Below are 18,715 nucleotides of genomic sequence, written 5' to 3' on the forward strand. Positions count from 1 at the left end.
TCAATGGTTTCCTAGTAGGTTGAGTCGTTTTTTGCATCATTTGCGGATGGATTTCCGGAGGAACTGGCAATGGAATACAAAGACACCCTTAATCTCCCTGTTACCGCATTTCCCATGAAAGCAAATCTGGCACAGAAAGAGCTGGAGATCCTGGACAACTGGGAAAAGAGCGGTCTTTACCAGAAGCTGGAAGAAGCCGGCAAAGGTAAACCGCACTACATCCTCCATGACGGCCCCCCGTACGCCAACGGCCATATCCACATCGGCCACGCCCTCAACAAGATCCTCAAGGACATCGTCCTGAAAAGCAAGAGGATGAGCGGTTTTGACGCCCCCTACATTCCCGGCTGGGACTGCCACGGACTCCCTATCGAACTCCAGGTGGAGAAGAACCTCGGTTCGAAGAAACACGAGATCTCCAAGCTGGAGATGCGCAAACTCTGCCGGGAATATGCCGCAAAGTTCGTGGATATCCAAAAGAAAGAGTTCGAACGCCTCGGCGTCCTGGGAGAGTGGGACAACCCCTACCTGACCATGCACTACAGCTACGAGGGAATAACCGCCCACGAGCTGGCCAGATTCGCCGAAAACGGCGGCCTCTACAAGGGGAAGAAACCGGTCCACTGGTGTTCGTCGTGCGGCACCGCCCTGGCAGAGGCCGAGGTGGAGTATGCGGACCACAAATCGCCGTCGGTCTTTGTCAAGTTCCTCCTGAAAGAAGACCTTTCCGGACAGATCCCGGCCCTGGCAGGAAAAAAGGTTTCGCTGGTGATCTGGACCACCACCCCCTGGACCCTCCCGGCCAACCTGGCCATAGCCATGCATCCCGAGTTCGACTACGTGGCGCTTGACACGGGGAGCGAAGTGCTGATCGTAGCTGACGGGCTCAAGGAGAGCTTTCTCAAGGCCACCGGCCTGCAAGGCGAGGTCATCGCCACCTTCAGGGCCGACCTCCTGGAGAAAAAACTTTGCCGGCACCCGTTCTACGATCGGGATTCCGTGGTTCTCCTCGGCGAGCACGTTACCCTGGAAGCGGGCACCGGCTGCGTTCATACCGCCCCCGGTCACGGGCAGGAAGACTACGAGCTGGGGCTCAGGTTCGGCCTCGACATCTACAATCCGGTGGACAACCGGGGACGCTTCCTGGAAAACGTCGAGTTTTTCGCCGGCCAGTTTGTCTTTGACGCAAACCAGCAGGTCATTGAAAAGCTTCAGGAGGTAGGGGCGCTGGTCGGCAAGGCGGAAATCACCCACTCATATCCCCACTGCTGGCGCTGCAAAAAGCCGATCATCTTCCGTGCCACCGAGCAGTGGTTCATCGGCATGGAGAGTAACGATCTGCGCAAAAAGGCGCTCAATGAGATAAACACCGTCAACTGGATCCCCAAGTGGGGCAAAGAGCGGATCTACGGGATGATCGAAAACCGTCCGGACTGGTGCGTTTCGCGTCAGCGCAACTGGGGGGTGCCGATCACCGTCTTTTACTGCAAGGCATGCGGTGAGGCCTTGGCCGATGGCCGGATCATGCACCATGTGGCCGACCTCTTCGAAAAAGACGGCTCGGATATCTGGTATGACCGTGAAGCGGGCGAACTGCTCCCGCCGGGGACAAAGTGCCCGTCCTGCGGCAAGGAAGAGTTCGACAAGGAGATGGACATCCTCGACGTCTGGTTTGATTCAGGCGTTTCCCACGCCGCCGTCTTAGAGCACCGACCAAACCTCTCCTCACCTGCTGACATGTACCTGGAGGGGAGCGACCAGCACCGCGGCTGGTTCCACTCGTCTCTTTTGGCCAGTGTCGGCACACGGGGAGTTGCCCCCTACAAATCCGTCCTGACCCACGGCTTCGTCGTTGACGGCAGCGGTCGCAAGATGAGCAAATCGGTGGGGAACGTGGTCGCACCGGAAGACGTGATCAAGAAATACGGCGCCGAAGTGCTGCGTCTCTGGGTTGCAGCCCAGGACTACCGCGACGACCTGCGCATCTCCCAGGAGATCCTTACCCGGCTTTCCGAGGCCTATCGCCGCATCCGCAACACCTGCCGCTACATCCTCGGCAACATCGGGGACTTCGACCCCAAAGCCGACAGCGTTCCCTACGGAGACATGCCGGAGATCGACCGCTGGGCGCTGCACCAACTGGAGCTTTTGAAGGAAAAGGTGCTCAAGGCCTATGACGCCTGCGAGTTCCATGTGCTCTACCACGCGGTCAACGGATTTTGCACCGTGGAGATGAGCGCCTTTTACCTGGATATCCTCAAGGACCGGGTCTACACGAGCAAGAAGGACTCCCTGGAGAGGAGAAGCGCCCAGACCGCCATGTATCAGATTCTCGACACCCTGGTGAAGCTTGTCGCCCCGGTCCTCTCCTTCACAGCCGATGAAGTCTGGCGCTACATGCCAACCCCTGCAGAAGAGAACGTGCACCTGGCCCAGTTCCCGGAGCTGCGACCGGAGCAGAAAGACGACGGGCTGGTGGAACGATGGGAAACCATCATGCGGGTGCGCGCCGAGGTTTCCAAGGCACTGGAGCAGTCCCGCGTACAGAAGGTCATCGGCCACTCCCTGGATGCCGCCGTCGCGCTCAAAGCCCCTGCGGAACTTCGCCAACAGTTGCAGCCGTATGCTGCGGAACTGAAGAGCATCTTCATCGTTTCCAAGGCAGAACTGGTGGACGATATCCCCGGTGAAAGCTACATGGCAGAAGGAATTGCCGGCCTGCAGATCCGGGTGACGGCCGCGCCGGGAGAAAAATGCGAGCGCTGCTGGTGCTACGACGAGGAGCTCGGCCGGGACAGCGAACATCCGACCATCTGCCCGAAATGCCTGGCCGCAGTGAAATAGATCACATTTAACACTACGGACTCTTATATGAAACTGAAATATCTCATCCTCCTTACCGTATCGATCCTGGTGATCGGCATCGACCAGGCGACGAAGCTCTTCGTCAATAAGGTCATGGACCTCCACAGCTCCATAACCGTGGTGCAGAACTTCTTCAACATCACCTACATGCGCAACAAGGGGGCTGCATTCAGCTTCCTCTCCAACTTCAACTACCGCATACCCTTCTTCATCCTCGTGTCGCTGGTCGCCGTCGTCGTCATCATCAGCGTTATCTATAAACTGCGCCCCGACCAGAAATTCGCCGCCCTCTCCCTCTCCCTCATCCTGTCCGGGGCTCTCGGCAATCTCATCGACCGGGTCCGGCTCGGCGAGGTGATCGACTTCCTCGACGCCCATTGGTACGAACACCATTGGCCCGCCTTCAACGTGGCCGACTCGGCCATCTGCGTCGGCGTCTTCCTCCTGGCCATCGACATGTTCCTGGAGGAACAGCGGCAAAAGAAACAGAAGGATTAGGCGCAGCAAAGCCCCTGGAGATCAGTTCTCCAGGGGCTTTTTTCATCTAACATGCGCCTGCACGCAAAAGGCGATTCCCGAAATAATTAAAGTTCCAGCAAATTCAGCCGATTATATGTCTCATGTGTCGAAGCAACGGTGGACGTATATATCAAATCTAATTCCAATTTCAAATCAAGGATGAAATCAAGGCGGCGAGGATTGAGGCGACGAAGGCGTACAGATAGTACGTTAAGGAGCCGAAGACGAGCCAACGAAGATAGCGCCTTGATTTGGAATTGGAAAACGTCCCATCGTGAAAAAGGAGACCGATCAGATGAGACATTTGCCAAGAACCCAGATTGTCAAACTAAGGGAATACGGCTATCGGCTGGAAGGCGAAAACTGGTTGAGAGTATCGGCGCGCCAACAGATGGAGGAGGGCTTCGGTGTGGTAAAGATCGTCAATGGCGACACACTGACAACTGTGTTTATTCCAAAGGATATATTGGCCAACACTGAAACCATCGTAGTTTAGTCTGTCCCTAGCCCCCCCCAAGACCTTATCATCCTAGGCAGCCTCGCCGGCTGCCAGCCATTCGCCGATCCGCCGTTCCTCTTCGCCCCAACCGGCGCCGAGGCGCAGGGCCAGGAAGGCTGCATAAAGACTGTCGAATAACTGCATCCCCTGTTCAAGGACAAACATCCGTTCAAAAAAAACCGCCTCCCGTTCGCTTACCTCGTCAACGCTGTCATCCTTCTCTATCCTTACCGCCGGCGCTTTTAACGAAGCAAAGTGGAACATCTCACCCTTCAGCGTCACCCGCCAGGTATGCTCATCCTTCTCTAGGTAGAGGGTCGCCTCGGTGATCCGCTTGCCGGTCTTAAGGGCGGTGCGCACCTCGCTGAAATGATCCTGCGGGCCGGCAACGGTGATCTTCTGCAGGCCGTTCTCTCCTGCGCAGAGCAATACCAGGCGGTCATTGATGTAGGCCACGAACGGCTCGTTCTCCTGGGCCGGTCCCGGACGGCTGACCCGGTATTCGGATGTATCTTGCATGGTGCGGAACATGAGCCAGAGAAAAAAATCCCACCCAAGCCACTGGTTACTCCTGATGAGGTCAATGACCGCCTCGCTCCCTGCCTGGTTGGCCTGGTCGAGCGCCGGCTTCAGCCCTTCGTCAACCACCTGTTCAGCCCGGGCAAAGGGATGAACGGCCACAAGGCGCAATCCTTCGAAGGTCTTCTTGAACTGGGCCTCGAACTGCTCGACGATGGCAGGGGACAGGGAAGTAAAGGTTACCAGGCCGCTCCTCGTATCCCAGACGGCGTCCCAGGTAGACGGCACAGGCAGGGTCCTGGCCAAGAGCGCTACACGCACCGCGTCCTTAAGCTCTTCCCGTTTCTGCTTCGGCACTCGGGAAAGACCCGGATTAGCGGCAAGATGCTCATGTTCCGCCACCTGCAGATAGGCCTTGAGCAGAGCTGCCGGCAAACGGCGCTGGTCGCGGCGCAGGGTGAAAGCCAGGTAGTGATCTCTCCAGAATGCAGCCGGCACGGCAAAGCCGCTTTCACGATGGTCATCCAGGTGGACCCAGCCGGTGGAAAGCTCGGCCGCCCCCTGGTCGATAGGCTGAAAGCCGTTCCTGGACAGGCGTTCTGACGCCCATTGAAACAGATCCGAGACGGGGAGATCCCCGGCGACCCGGAACTGGCAAATACTGACGGTGTTTGACAAAATACCCATGGTGATTCTCCTTCGCTGAAAATTGAAAGCAAAGAGTGATACACCTTTTCCGGGCACGGGGCAAGCAAATTGTGATGGAGGGTCAGCGGGGGGGTAATCCCAATTTCAAATCAAGGCGAGCCTGTCACGCATGGCGTCAACCAGGCAGTCGAACACTTCTTCGCGTTTATTGATGAAGCGGGGCATCTCGTTGAGGATTTCTTCCAGAATGTGGAGAACCCTGCCGTCGTCGCTGCCGAGAGCGTCCATGACCGCCTCCAGCATAGGAATGACCTCGTAGAGGTCGTCCCGGTTGAACGCTTCCGCGTCCGGCTTGCCGCTGAATTTCGGTTTGTCGCGGTTGGCCGTATCTTTCGGATATTTGAACTGAAGATCTGACGGCTTGATTGTAATGCCCATATTTTCTCCTGACATGACGATGATAGTAGGTATTGATTTGACGAGATCACGCCCGATAAAAAGAGGAAAATTCGCCTTGGCCGGATGGGAAAAGTGAGGATCAGACCGAGCTGTCATGCTTGCGGAAAATTCCGCAGGTAACGGTCGGCTCTCCACCCTTGAAGCCGCAACTCATACTGCCGTCAACGCTCACGGCTGTGCCGTCTTTGGCGATAAACGCTGCATCGACGCGACCGATCTTCTGCCCGGTCTGCAATTGCCTGAACTGAGCGATACAGTGGGAACGATGGTCTGGATGAATGACTTCGGACAGGCTAAGACCGGCTAACTCTTCCCGGCTATAGCCGAGGGCCTCGCAACAGGCACGATTGGCGTAGAGGAAAAATCCATCAGGGTCGATGCTCACGATAAGATCGCCGGCGTTCTCGAACATATCGCCGTACATCTTTCCGCTTTCGCGCAAAGCCTCTTCCATGCGTTTTCTGTCCGTAATATCCGTATAGACGAGGACCACGCGATTGATTTCGCCGTACCTGTTCTTGATCGGGGTTCCGGACACATCGAAGTGGCGGTCCCTGTACACCCAGTCGGGCCGATGAGTTCCGATCCGCGTTGCCATGATCTTCTCGAAGGTGCAGTCGGAAGGAGGACAGGCCACGCCGCAGAGGATAGAACAACAGGTCTGCCCGATCACATCGCTTTGATCCTTGAGAAACAACTCTTTCAGTTTCAGGTTGTAGGCCTGGATGCGCATCCTGTCATCGACGACCAGTATGCCGACCCCGGCAATGGTCAGAATCGCCTGGATTTCGTCGCGGGTCACCTGCAGCTTTTCATTGGTCTCGTTGAGATGCTCCAGCACCTGGGTAAAGGAATCCGCGATAATGCCGATAGGGTCGAGTTCCAGGAGCGTCTTCTCATCCAGCTCTTCGTGCCGGAGCGGCAATGTTCCCATCACCAGCAACAGCTGGTTGACCTTGCTCCGCACGTAGTTGATTGCAGTCCTTTCCCTTTGGCGCAATGATTCATTTTCCGCGGATAGCCGGCTGAGTTCACTGAGACCGGTAAAGTCGTTGAGCAGATGTTTAACTTTTTCAATTAGTTTCATGCACCACGCCCAGTAGCGTCACTTGTCGCTCTCCACGACGATCCGGTAATAATCCGCTTCTTTAGTAACGCTTGCCTCATATCCCATATTGACGGCAGAGTCGGGTATGGTGATGGTCGAATCCCTGTTGTCGGTCTTGAATACCAGCTTTACGCTCCTGCTTTTCAGTTCTTGCCGGTGGCCGTTCATCTCTTTCAGGGCACGCAGTAATGTTGACGGGCATATCTGTCCACGCAGGTCGAGCTCGATCACCCTTTGATTGTCATCACTCATGGTCATCATTTCCTTATGTACGTTTTACGCAATTTCCCGCCAAGGATACCCGCAAACCGATCAGCACCTGACAACCCATTTCACCAGTATCCGGCTCCCCAGCCATGCTCCGGCGAAGAGTCCCGACAAAAACAACACGCTCTGTCCCGCGAGAATCGGCAGCCCCCCCAAGAGGTGCCATATATTACAGGCAGGCGCCATGCGGGACGCCATTCCCATGATTGTCCCTCCGGCAAAAGCGGAAAGGCATTGCCTGACCGGAATCCTGAAATAGATCTTGAATTCTCCGAGCAGGAGAGCGGATAACGTCCCTCCGGCTACGATGCCTGATACCAGCGGGAATTGGACTGCCGCAATAGCGTCAAAGCGCCAACCAGGGCCACCGACCAGATGAGTATTGCCTACGGGGCTGATATAGTCAAGGGGGATCGCCTGAAAATAGGCTAATCCGGCCGTATGCGCCGGGAAGAAGGCGTTTTCAAGATACGCGCCCATCTTTGCATACGCCGTGGTTATCCCTAACGGCATGCCGATGATGAGCGCAGAACAGAGACCGATCAGGGCAAGAAGCAGGGCGGCTTTCCACGGCTGCAGATATCCCTCGGCGCGGGAGCGACGCGCCCATTTACCCTCCCTGAACCATCTATGGAAAAGAAAAAGGGCCACGGCCAGGACTGCCACTATAACCGACGCCGGATCAATACCCATTATCTGAGGTATTGTGACTTTGCCCTTGAAGATGGTGGTCGCCCGGGCAAACTCCCCCCACCAGGGATGAATTTCCGCGTAGACGGTACTGCCGGCTATGAGACCGGCAAAGGCGATGGCGCTCAGCAGGCTGCCGGCCCCCATTTTGTAGAGGATCCCGGCCACGCAGCCACCGGCCAGCACCATGCCGATACCAAAGATCAGCCCGCCGACAAGATTGGCCAGAGACGGGGAGCCAAAAAGCGGGAATGGGTAGAGCAAAAGCCCCGTTTGCCGTGCCGCTTCGAAAAGCGCCATGCTGGCGATGACCGCCAACGCCAGGATGCGTAACATGGAGTTTTGTCTGAAAAGGAAAAGGTCGCGAAACATTCCCGCCATGCAGAAATCGGAACGGTGCATGATGAAGCCCGTCGCCAAGCCGAAAAGGAGAGAAAGGCTTATGATGAGAGGAAAGGCGCTGTTATCCAATAATACCGCCGAATATTATGATTTTTCCTTTAAACACCGGTGAGGACCTGAACAAGTTCGTCCGGCAACCGTTTTGCCTTCATCTCGGGGCCGACACAGACCAACGTCACCTTGCCGGCAACGAGAAGCTTTCCGTCAACCGCCCGGACCACCTGCTGACCGAGAATAAAAGAGGTCTTCCCCACTTCCAGCACTTCGGTTTCGATCCGTAGCAGGTCGTCATGTCTGGCCGGGGCACGAAAGTCGACTTCTACCCTGACCACCGGGAAGATGCAGCCGCGCTCATGGAGTTCCAGTACCGACAGGCCCCGTTCGCGCATAAACTCGGTCCGCGCCCGCTCAAAGTAACGGAGGTAGTTGGCATGGTAGACCACCCCTCCCGCATCGGTATCCTCATAGTAGATTCGTATTTCCAAGGGCTCCTCCGGTTGCCGGCTCTGCGGCAACGAGCTTTCCGTCAGTTTTCACCGGCGACGAAAATCCGGTCGTACACCTGGCGCACGGCAAAGGTTACCTGTTCGTAATCCCGCATCAGGGCCTCCCCGGGATTTTTCAGCTTCGGGTCGTAGCCCAGGCGGCGGGCCAGCTTGTTCAGGTATTTCATCGGCCCGCCAAGGTCGTTTATGGAATAATCGTGGATGATGCGCAGCCGGTTTTCCAGGCGGCGGAGGAATTTGTAGCCGTTCTGGAGGGCGGAGAAATCGGCGTCTGCCAGGAGGCGGCTCGCCTTCATCGCCTTAAGCGCCATCAGGGTGTTGGTGCTGCGGATTTCCGGGAATTCCTTGCCTTGCTTGAGCTGGAGGAACTGGACAATGAATTCTATGTCAACGATCCCGCCGCGGCCGGTCTTGATGTTGTAGTTCCCCTCCGACTCTTTTGCCAGTTCGGTCTCCATCCGCATCCGCAGCCGGTGGATCTCTTTTCGCACCGCATCATCGGCGCTTCTGCCGTAAACCGTATGGCGGACGATCTCCTCGATCCCCCCCTTGAGCGGTTCGTCTCCCAAAGCCACCCGGGCGCGGGTCAAGGCCTGGCGCTCCCAGATCTGGGCCTCTTCCCGGTGATAGTTCCTGAACGACTCCAGGGAGGTGACAAGCGGCCCGGCATTGCCCGACGGGCGGAGGCGGGTATCGATCTTGTACACATACCCCTCGCGGGTCTGGGTTGTGAGTATCAGAATGATCTTCTGCGCCAGCTTGGCAAAATATTCGTGGTTTGTGATCTGCTTTTCGCCGTCCGTGTACCCCTGGTAGTCGTAGATGTAGATGATGTCCAGGTCGGAATGGTAATTGAGCTCGTTTCCCCCCAGCTTGCCCATGGCAAGGATGGCGAAACGGGCCTCTTTCACCGCGCCTTCTTCATCGCGGTACGTCGGCCTGCCGAAACGGCTGAGTTCCGACTTGCCCATCCGGCAGGCTGCCGCCAGGCAAACCTCGGCCAAGTGGGTGAGCTGCATGGCTATCTCGGTCTGCCCTACCTTGCCGTAGATGTCGTTCATGCCGATACGGAGGAACTCCTCATGGCGGAAGCGGCGCAGGGCGTCAAGCTTCTCCTCGAAATCATCCGCCTGCTCCAGCAAAACAGCCAGTTCTCTTTCCATCACATCTCGTTCCTTGAGGAATGAAGCATAGGCGCGGGAGACCATGCTGTCGAGAAGCTCGGGATGGCTGACGAAGATTTTCGACAGGAACTCCGACATGCCGAACAGGGAAACCATGAGTTTGAGTATCTCGCGGTTTTCTGCGAGCAGGGCGTAGAACGTGGAGCGGGAACCGACCGCGCAGAGAAAGCGCTCCAGGTTGGTGAGGGCCATGTCCGGGTCAGGGGAGGCGAATATCTCCTGCAAGAGGAGGGGGGCGATGTTTTCCAGGATGCGCCGGGCTCGTTCGGTGAGATGGGCTCGCGGCGGACCATCGCGCAGCAGCAGCAGGTTTTCGTACGCAGCATCGACATTTTCAAAGCGGCGCTCGGCGAGCATGTCTTTGATCAGATCGGGGGCTGCCTTGCGGTCGAAAAAGTAGTAAACCTCCGGCTGGAGCTCTTCCTTAAGTCGTTCGTCGCGGGAGAGGAACAGCGCGCCGTAGATGGAGGAAACCCTTTGACGGTGGGCTTCCAGCGTCTCCGTAAATTTCGCCGGGCCATTGGGGCGGAGATAGCCGCAACGGCGGGCCAATGCCCGCAGTTCGTCTTCCTTGCGCGGCAGGCTGTGGCTCTGCCGCTCCTGGACCACCTGGATCCGATGCTCGACAAAGCGGAGGAAGCGGTATGCATCGCTGAGGGCCGCGCAGTCATCTGCCGGGATAATGCGGGCGTCGCGCAACGCGATCAGCGCGAGCAACGAATTTTTCACCCGTAAGGCCGGGTTCTTCCCGGCATAGACGAGCTGTAACGCCTGGATGAAGAACTCGATTTCGCGAATCCCCCCCCGCCCGAGCTTGATGTTGTATTCCCCTTCCTGCGACCTGGCCAGAGAAGCATCTATCTTCTTCTTCATCCCCATGATGTCTTCGATCAGGTTGTAATCCAGATACTTGCGATAGACAAACGGCTCGATGACACGGAGGAACTGCTCGCCGAGCTCCAGCGAGCCTGCCACCGGACGCGCCTTCAGCATGGCCGACCGCTCCCACGACTGCCCCCACGATTCGTAATAGATCTCGGCGGAACGGATGGAAGTAGCCACGTCACCGCTCTTCCCCTCCGGCCGCAATCCCAGATCGACACGGAAGACGAAGCCGTCGTCGGTCACTTGGGAGATCGCCTTACCGATCATCTCCGCCAATTTGACGAAGAAGGCGTGGAGCGAGATCTTGCCCCGTACCCATCCCTGGCCGTCATCGATACCGCTCGTTTCTCCCTGGTCGGAGGAATAGAAGTAGATGATGTCGATGTCCGAGGAAAAATTGAGCTCCCGTCCGCCCAGTTTCCCCATGCCGATAACGACCAGATCGGCTTCCCGCTCTCCGGAAGGGGTTTGCATCAGGGGAATGCCATGCTCCCCCACCAGTTGCCGGCGCGCCACCTCGTAAGCAACCTGGAGCGTTGCCGCCGCAAGTCCCGAGAGTTCGGCCGTCACCTCTTCCAGCGCGGCTAAGCCATTCAGGTCGCGGGCCGCAATGCGCAGGATTTCCACAAATTTGAAGCGGCGGAGAAACGGCAGGATCGCCTGGTAATCGGCATCCGGGGCGAGCTGGCTACGGAGGAGGGCAAGGGTTTCCGCCTCGCTCCGTCCGACGTCGATCTGTCGGCGGGTGAAGAGCTCCCGGAAATACAGGGGGTCACGGCAAATGATGTTAGTGAGAAACGGCGAAGAACCGCAGATGTTGATCAGCCTGGCGAGCATCGCCTTCTTGCCGCATGCGGCGAGCAATTCTTCGCGCGGAACGACGGATCCGATCCTCTCCAGGTTGTTGAGGGCCATGTCCGGCAGGGGGGTTGCCAGGGCGGCCAGGGCGATGGCGCGGAGGCTTTCGGGGGGGAATATGTAGGCGAGCAGGCGCAGATTGGCGGCGGAGCGAGGACCGTAGCCGAACCCTCTCGATTCGAGGCATGATATGAGCTGGCGGTCCCCGTTTTCCGGGTCTAAGGCAAGGGCAGCCTGGAGTTCCTCGGCAAACTCCGCATTGCGGTTCATCGGCCCACCAGAGCCCTGAGTTCCTTCTCGTAATCGCCCCGCACCACCCCTTTTTCGGTGATGATGCCGGCAATGTAACGGGCAGGAGTGACGTCGAAGGCCGGATTGCGCACTTTCACCCCTTCGGGGGCGACGGGCAATCCCTGGAGATGGGTGACTTCCCGTGAATGGCGCTCCTCGATGGGGATATCTTCACCGCTCTTAAGGGACAGGTCGAGGGTCGAGACGGGGGCGGCCACGTAGAAGGGGATCTTGTTCTCCTTCGCCAGCACCGCGACGGAATAGGTGCCGATCTTGTTGGCCGTATCGCCGTTGGCGGCGATACGGTCGGCGCCGACGACGCAGACGTCGATCTCCCCTTTTCTCATGAAGTAGCCGGCCATGTTGTCTGAAATAAGGGTGACGGGAATGCCGTCCTTCATCAGTTCCCACGAGGTGAGACGGGCCCCCTGGAGCCAGGGACGAGTCTCGTCGGCAAAGACCTGGATCCGCTTCCCCGCCTCATGGGCGGCACGGATGACGCCGAGGGCGGTGCCATAGCCGGCCGTGGCCAAACCGCCGGCGTTGCAGTGGGTGAGGATGGTCGCCCCCTCCTTGATGAGGGGCGCGCCGTTGCGGCCGATGGCCCGGCAGATCTCCAGATCCTCCTCCTCGATGCGGATCGCCTCCGCCTTGAGGATTTCCCGGATGGAGTTGAGGTCCTTGTCCCGATGGGACTCGGCCACCCGTTTCATCCGCTCGATGGCCCAGAACAGGTTGACCGCCGTGGGGCGGGTGCGGGCCATGACGTTGCAGACGTTGTCCAGCTGGCGGAAGAACGATTCATGGGTGTCGGCGATGATCTCCCGGGCGCCGAGGGCGATCCCCATGGCCGCAGCCACACCGATGGCCGGCGCGCCGCGGATGATCATGCCGCGGATCGCCTCGGCCACGCTCTGGAAGTCCGTGTATTCGTTGTAGACCTCTTCGCCGGGAAGCCGGGTCTGGTCGATCATAACCACCTTGTTGTCGCGCCATTCAATTGTTCTAAAGGACATAATAACCTCTTATAAATCTGCCACAGAGACACAGAGAAAACCTTTGAAATTATTGAACCGCTTTTCGCTTTTTCTCCGTGTCTCTGTGGCAGGTTTTCCTGTTTAGCCGTTGAGTTTCTTCAGCAATATCTCGTTCACCAGCGCCGGGTTCGCCTTCCCCTTGGAGGCCCGCATCACCTGGCCGACGAAGAAGCCGAAGAGCTTGTCCTTGCCGCTCCGGTATTCCTCCACCTGCCCCGCCTCCTTTGCCAACACCTCGTCGATGATCGCCTCTATCGCGCCCGTGTCGGAGACCTGCACCAGCCCCTTTTCTTCTACAATCTTTTCCGGAGCCTTGCCGCTTCGCCACATCTCGTCGAAGACGGTCTTGGCGATCTTGCCGGAGATGGTCCCCTTCTCGATCAGCCGGAGAAGATCGGCCAAAAGCGGCGGCGTCACCGGACAGTCGGCTATGGATCTGTTCTCTTCGTTGAGCGCCCGGGTCACCTCCCCCATCACCCAGTTGGCAACGGGCTTCGGCTGGGGAGAGAGGGCCAGGCAGGCCTCGAAGTAGCCGGCCAGCTCACGGGTCGCGGTCAGCACCTCGGCATCGTAGACAGGAAGTCCCAGTTCGTCCGTGTAGCGCTGCCGCTTGGCATCGGGGAGCTCGGGGAGGGAGAGCCGCGCATCCTCCACCCAGTCGTTGCCGATGACCAGCGGCACCAGGTCCGGATCGGGGAAGTAGCGGTAGTCGTGGGCTTCTTCCTTGCCCCGCATGGAGCGGGTAGACCCTGTGTTCGGATCGAAGAGGCGGGTCTCCTGGACGATCTTTCCCCCCTCCTCGATCACCTCGATCTGCCGCTCGATCTCGTATTCGATCGCCTGCTTGACGAACTTGAAGGAGTTGACGTTCTTGGTTTCAGTGCGGGTGCCGAACTTGTCGGAGCCTGCCGGCATCACCGAAACGTTGGCATCGCAGCGGAAGCTCCCCTCCTCCATGTTGCCGTCGCTGATCCCGAGATAAACGACGATCTGGTGCAGCTTCTTCAGGTAGGCCACCGCTTCGTCAGCGGAGCGCATGTCAGGCTCGGAGACGATCTCCAGAAGCGGCGTGCAGGCCCGGTTCAGGTCGACGCAGGAATCGTCGCCGACGCCGGGGACGTCGGCGTGCACCAGCTTCCCCGCGTCTTCCTCCATGTGGATGCGGGTGATGCCGATCCTTTTCATCCCCCCTTCCACCTCGATATCCAGATGGCCGTCAATGCAGATGGGAAGCTCGAACTGGCTGATCTGGTATCCCTTGGGGAGGTCGGGGTAGAAGTAGTTCTTCCGGGCGAAGACGCTCCGCGGCGCTATCCGGCAGTTGGTGGCAAGACCCGCCCTGATGGCATACTCCACCACCTTCTTGTTGAGGACCGGCAGCGCCCCCGGCATCCCCAGGCAGACCGGGCAGGTCTGGGAGTTAGGCTCTGCGCCGAAGCGGGTCGAGCAGCCGCAAAAAATCTTGCTGTTGGTGAGGAGCTGGACGTGGACCTCCAGCCCGATGACAACCTGATATTTCATAGATTCTCCGATAACGTTTGTAAGGGCGCGGCTGCACCCCCCTCCATGTCTTACAGCGATGCCTTCCGCTCGTGCCAATCCGTGTTCTGCTCAAAGGCATAGGCTGCACGGAGGATGCACTCCTCGCCGAAGGGCCTCCCTACGAGCTGTAGGCCGACGGGAAGGCCGTCCTTGCTGAAGCCGGCCGGTATGGACATGCCGCAAGTCCCAGCCAGGTTGACCGGGATGGTGAAGATGTCGGAGAGGTACATCTGCAAGGGGTCCGCGCTCTTTTCGCCGATCCTGAAGGCCGGGGTCGGCGCGACCGGCGTGAGGATCACGTCCACCTCTTCGAAGGCCCTGCTGAAATCCTGCATGATCAGGGTGCGCACCTTCTGCGCCTTCAGGTAATAGGCGTCGTAGTAGCCGGACGAGAGGGCGTAGGTGCCGAGCATGATCCTTCGCTTCACCTCCTCGCCGAACCCCTCGGAGCGGCTCTTCCTGTACATGTCGATAAGTCCCTGCGCCTCGCTGCTGCGGTGGCCGAAGCGGACCCCGTCGTAGCGGGCCAGGTTGGAGCTGGCCTCGGCGGTGGCGATCAGGTAGTAGGTGGCGACGGCATAGTCGGTATGGGGTAGGGAGATTTCCACAAACTGCGCGCCCAGCCCCTTGTAGGTTTCGATGGCTGCATCCATGGTCTTTTGCACGTCCGGATCGAGCCCGGCGATGAAATACTCCTTGGGGAGGCCGATTTTCAGCCCCTTCACGTCGTTGGAGAGCGCCTTTGAGTAGTCCGGCACCGGCAGGTCGACGCTGGTGGAGTCCTTGGGATCAAAACCGGCCACGGCCCCGAGCATGATGGCGCAGTCGGTCACATCGCGGGTCACCGGCCCCACCTGGTCGAGGGAAGATGCATAGGCGATGACGCCGTAGCGGGAGACCCTGCCGTAGGTCGGCTTCAGCCCGACGCAGCCGCAGTGGGATGCGGGCTGGCGGATGGAGCCGCCGGTGTCGGTGCCCAGCGTTGCAATGGCCTGCCGGGCGGCGATCGCCGCGGCCGATCCGCCCGAGGAGCCGCCGGGAATGCACTCCAGGTTCCAGGGGTTGTGGGTCTTGCCGTAATAGCTCGACTCGGTGGAGGAGCCCATGGCAAACTCGTCCTGGTTCAGCTTGCCCACCAGCACCATCCCCTGCGCCTTCAGCCTGGCGACGCTGGTTGCGTCGTATGGCGGGATGAAATTGTCGAGGATGCGCGAAGCACAGGTGGTGCGCACCCCTTTGGTGAGGAAGATGTCCTTGAGGGCGATGGGGATGCCGGTCAGGAGCTGCATGTCGCCTGCGGCGATCCGCCGGTCCGCCGCCTCGGCATTTTTCAGCGCCTCCTCAGGGGTGACGGTAATGAAGGCGTTAACCCGGGGCTCCACCGCATCGATACGTGCAAGCAGCGCCCTGGTCGCCTCAACGGAGGAGACTTCCTTCTTCTTCAGTTTGTCATGCAGCTCGTGGATGGTCAGTTCAAACAGTTCCATATATACTCCAGAATTGATTCCAAGAAATAAATACCTGAACCGCAAAGTACGCCAAGATCAAGCAAAGAAGGAAAAGGAAGAAAAACAAGTTTTTTGAATTCTTTGCGCCCTTCGCGTTTTAGGCCCTTCCTTTGGGTCTTTAGGCCCTTTGGGTCCTTTGCGGTTCAAAGATTTTCTGTTATTCGATTACCTTCGGTACGCGGAAAAAGCTTTCCGCCCGTTTCGGCGCGTTGCCGAGGGCATTTTCGATGCCAATGGAGGGAGTAACCTCATCGGCACGGAAGGCGTTTTCCATAGGAACGGCATGGGCGGTGGGAACGATGCCGTCGGTATCCAACTCGTTAAGTTTGTCCACATAGGCGAGGATCGCATCCATCTGGCCGGTGAAGGTCTCCGCTTCCTGCTCTGTCAGCTCCAGGCGGGCCAGGAGCGCCACATGTTCGACTTCGGCTTTCGTTATCTTCATGAATTCTCCAAAAGCGGGGTAATGTCTTAAAAAGCAGGTATTTTTAACATGAACCGGGGAAAAAGACAAGCCGGTTCAAGGCCATACGTTCCAGGATGTTATCCGTGCTTTTACGTAGAACTTGGAACATTAAACGTAGAACGGCGGTTATACCCTCTCAAGGCCGGCGAACCGCACCAGGAGTTTCTTCGGTCCGACCGTGTTGAACCAGACGATGACCTTCTGCTCGTTGCCGCTCCCCTCGATCTTGCGGATGGTGCCGACGCCGAACTTGCCGTGGCGCACCTTCATCCCCGGGTAGATTTCACCCTCCGCTTCATCCGGCACCACCCGCACCTCGTCGGCAAACTCCGGCTCCAGTTCCATCTCGAACACCGCGGCCAGGTTGTGCCTTGCAGGTTTTTCCTCAGCCCTCGCTCCTGGTTCCTCGCCCCTGCCTTTGTCAAAACCGAATCCGCTCTGATATCCTTCATCCTCCATATCCAGCAGCGCATGGGGGATGTCAGCCAGGAAGCGGCAGGGAGGGTTATACTGCTCCTGGCCGAAGATGCGGCGACGGCGGGCATTGGTCAGGTAGAGTCGCTCCTGCGCCCGGGTCATCCCCACGTAGCAGAGGCGGCGCTCCTCCTCCATCTGCTCCGGGTCTTCCAGGGAGCGGGCATGGGGAAAGAGCCGCTCTTCCATGCCGATCATGAACACAAGTGGAAATTCCAGCCCCTTGGCCGCATGGAGGGTCATCAGGGTTGCAGATTCCCGCCCCTTTCCCTCCTGCTCCAGGTCGGAGATGAGCGCCACCTGTTCGAGAAACGCCGCCAGGGTTCGCTCCGCGCTGACCCGCTCGAATTCTTCCAATGCGGAGAGCAATTCCTGGAGGTTGGCCAACCGGTCCTGCGCCTCCTCGCTCCGTTCCTCCTGAAGCTTTACCGCATAGCCGGTTTCCAGGATGACCCGGGAAGCGAGATCCTTCAACGACGACGTCTCCACCATGCTTTCAAAGCCTTCCAGTAGTGCGACGAACCCGGCGATCTTTCCCCGCGGCCCCGATCCCAGAAGACCGCTCTCCGCCGCCTCGCGCAAGGCGTCGTAGAAGAGAATCCCCCGCCGCTGCGCCAGCTCGGAAATCTTATCCACCGTGGCATGGCCGATGCCTCGCGCCGGGGTGTTGATGATCCGCTTCAGGGCGATCTCATCGGCCGGATTGATCAGCACCTTCAGGTAGGCGAGGATATCCTTGATCTCCTGCCGCGCATAGAAGCGCATGCCGCCGACCATGTGATAGGGAATCCCGTCCGCAACCATGGCGTCTTCCACCACCCGCGACTGGGCGTTGGCCCGGTAGAAAACGGCCACGCCGGCAAGGTCGCCCCCTTTGCGCACATGCTGCTCTATCTGCCGGCAGACGTAGCGCGCCTCCTCCCGCTCGTCCGCCAGCCGCCGGTAGACTATTCTCTCCCCCGGCGGGTTCTCGGTCCAGAGCGTTTTCCCCTTCCGCCCGCGGTTCTTCGCGACCACGGCCCCGGCAGCAGCGAGGATGTTCTGGGTGGAGCGGTAGTTCTGCTCCAGTTTCACCACCTTCACCCCGGGAAAATCCTCTTCGAAATCGAGTATGTTGCGGATATCTGCGCCGCGCCAACGGTAAATGGACTGGTCATCATCCCCGACCACGCAGAGGTTCTGCCTCTTGCCGGCCAAAAGCTTTACCAGCCGGTACTGCACCGGGTTGGTATCCTGGTATTCGTCCACCTGTATCCAGCGGTAGCGCTCCTGGTAACGGACCAGCACCTCCGGGAACTGTTCGAACAACCGGACCGTGAGCAGGACCAGATCGCCAAAGTCAAGGGCATTGCACTTTCTCAACCGCTCCTGGTAGGCGGCATAGACCTGTGCCACCTTTTCCGCCATGAAATCGCCAACCGGCACATCCTCCGGGGTCTTGCCGGCGTTCTTGCACTCGTCGATGGCGGCAATGAATGACTTGACGGGATAACGCTTCTCATCCAGGTTGAGCTCGGCAACGATCTCCTTGAGGAGCTTTTCCGCATCCTTGTCATCGTAAATGGCAAAATTGGCATCATAGCCCAGGTGATGGATCTCGCGGCGCAGAATGCGGGCACAGGCGGAATGGAAGGTGGAGATGAGAGGCAGCTCTCCGCCGCCAAGGAGCTTCTCCACCCGCTCGCGCATTTCCCCCGCCGCCTTGTTGGTGAAGGTGACGGCCAGTATCTGCCAGGGGGGCACGCTCCGCTCCTTGATCAGATATGCAATGCGGTGGACAATCACCCGCGTCTTGCCTGAACCGGCACCGGCCAGTATCAGCAGCGGCCCTTCCCCATGGAGGACCGCTTCCTTCTGGGGCGGATTGAGATTGTGGAGCAGCTTCATGTATCTCCCTCTTGACCGACATCAGTTATAATCCTTGGGAATCCTAAATTTTTTACCGGCTTAAATCAAGCGCAAATCTTCCGCCACCGACTCTCCATGGG

The 18,715-nt window shown here is 58.6% G+C and carries 15 protein-coding genes; 3 read left to right on the forward strand and 12 right to left on the reverse strand.

The features are described from left to right. The first annotated feature begins 69 nt into the window (after positions 1–69). The 3 genes from ileS to GURA_RS21940 all read left to right on the forward strand — a co-directional run bounded on the left by ileS (position 70) and on the right by GURA_RS21940 (position 3,880). The gene (gene ileS, locus GURA_RS21930; protein ID WP_011941086.1) at positions 70–2,844 is read left to right on the forward strand and encodes an isoleucine--tRNA ligase; all 2,775 of its coding nucleotides are present in this window, start codon (positions 70–72) and stop codon (positions 2,842–2,844) included. 27 nt (positions 2,845–2,871) lie between these two features. Then, positions 2,872–3,363 carry a signal peptidase II gene (lspA, locus tag GURA_RS21935; RefSeq protein ID WP_011941087.1) on the forward strand — a complete coding sequence of 164 codons (492 nt, stop codon included), beginning with the start codon at positions 2,872–2,874 and terminating at the stop codon, positions 3,361–3,363. A gap of 316 nt (positions 3,364–3,679) precedes the next feature. Next, entirely contained in the window at positions 3,680–3,880 is a 201-nt protein-coding gene (locus tag GURA_RS21940; RefSeq protein WP_041245610.1) for a hypothetical protein, read from the forward strand. A 33-nt stretch (positions 3,881–3,913) separates the two neighbouring features. On the opposite strand, the gene rdgC is transcribed toward GURA_RS21940, so the two are convergent. From rdgC to GURA_RS22000, 12 genes are all read right to left on the reverse strand, one after another. Further along, entirely contained in the window at positions 3,914–5,089 is a 1,176-nt protein-coding gene (gene rdgC, locus GURA_RS21945) for a recombination-associated protein RdgC (RefSeq protein ID WP_011941088.1), read from the reverse strand. Positions 5,090–5,194: 105 nt separating this feature from the next. Continuing rightward, on the reverse strand, positions 5,195–5,488 hold the full coding sequence (locus GURA_RS21950) for a hypothetical protein (protein WP_011941089.1): 294 nt from the start codon (positions 5,486–5,488) through the stop codon (positions 5,195–5,197). Between the two features lie 100 nt (positions 5,489–5,588). Next, a complete protein-coding gene (locus GURA_RS21955; RefSeq protein WP_011941090.1) occupies positions 5,589–6,596 on the reverse strand; it encodes a PAS domain-containing protein in 1,008 nt (335 codons plus the stop codon). A gap of 18 nt (positions 6,597–6,614) precedes the next feature. After that, complete coding sequence (locus GURA_RS21960) at positions 6,615–6,869, reverse strand: sulfurtransferase TusA family protein (protein ID WP_041245611.1); 255 nt, start codon at positions 6,867–6,869, stop codon at positions 6,615–6,617. 60 nt (positions 6,870–6,929) lie between these two features. Next, positions 6,930–8,045: a YeeE/YedE family protein gene (locus tag GURA_RS21965; RefSeq protein ID WP_041245612.1), complete on the reverse strand. Its 1,116-nt coding sequence runs from the start codon at positions 8,043–8,045 to the stop codon at positions 6,930–6,932. Between the two features lie 29 nt (positions 8,046–8,074). Continuing rightward, positions 8,075–8,461 carry a tol-pal system-associated acyl-CoA thioesterase gene (gene ybgC, locus GURA_RS21970; protein WP_011941093.1) on the reverse strand — a complete coding sequence of 129 codons (387 nt, stop codon included), beginning with the start codon at positions 8,459–8,461 and terminating at the stop codon, positions 8,075–8,077. A 41-nt stretch (positions 8,462–8,502) separates the two neighbouring features. After that, a complete protein-coding gene (gene glnE / locus GURA_RS21975; protein WP_011941094.1) occupies positions 8,503–11,679 on the reverse strand; it encodes a bifunctional [glutamate--ammonia ligase]-adenylyl-L-tyrosine phosphorylase/[glutamate--ammonia-ligase] adenylyltransferase in 3,177 nt (1,058 codons plus the stop codon). Next, on the reverse strand, positions 11,676–12,716 hold the full coding sequence (mtnA, locus tag GURA_RS21980) for an S-methyl-5-thioribose-1-phosphate isomerase (RefSeq protein ID WP_011941095.1): 1,041 nt from the start codon (positions 12,714–12,716) through the stop codon (positions 11,676–11,678). Before mtnA ends, glnE begins: the two co-directional genes overlap by 4 nt. Before the next feature lie 102 nt (positions 12,717–12,818). Continuing rightward, positions 12,819–14,270 carry an Asp-tRNA(Asn)/Glu-tRNA(Gln) amidotransferase subunit GatB gene (gatB, locus tag GURA_RS21985; RefSeq protein WP_268741758.1) on the reverse strand — a complete coding sequence of 484 codons (1,452 nt, stop codon included), beginning with the start codon at positions 14,268–14,270 and terminating at the stop codon, positions 12,819–12,821. 38 nt (positions 14,271–14,308) lie between these two features. Further along, positions 14,309–15,766 carry an Asp-tRNA(Asn)/Glu-tRNA(Gln) amidotransferase subunit GatA gene (gatA, locus tag GURA_RS21990; RefSeq protein WP_011941097.1) on the reverse strand — a complete coding sequence of 486 codons (1,458 nt, stop codon included), beginning with the start codon at positions 15,764–15,766 and terminating at the stop codon, positions 14,309–14,311. A 178-nt stretch (positions 15,767–15,944) separates the two neighbouring features. Further along, complete coding sequence (gene gatC, locus GURA_RS21995) at positions 15,945–16,232, reverse strand: Asp-tRNA(Asn)/Glu-tRNA(Gln) amidotransferase subunit GatC (protein WP_011941098.1); 288 nt, start codon at positions 16,230–16,232, stop codon at positions 15,945–15,947. A gap of 147 nt (positions 16,233–16,379) precedes the next feature. After that, positions 16,380–18,614, reverse strand: coding sequence for an ATP-dependent helicase (locus GURA_RS22000; protein WP_011941099.1), 2,235 nt, complete (start codon positions 18,612–18,614; stop codon positions 16,380–16,382). Positions 18,615–18,715 lie beyond the last annotated feature (101 nt).

Origin of the sequence: Geotalea uraniireducens Rf4 (genome assembly GCF_000016745.1) — a bacterium.
Classification (GTDB): Bacteria; Desulfobacterota; Desulfuromonadia; order Geobacterales; family Geobacteraceae; genus Geotalea; species Geotalea uraniireducens.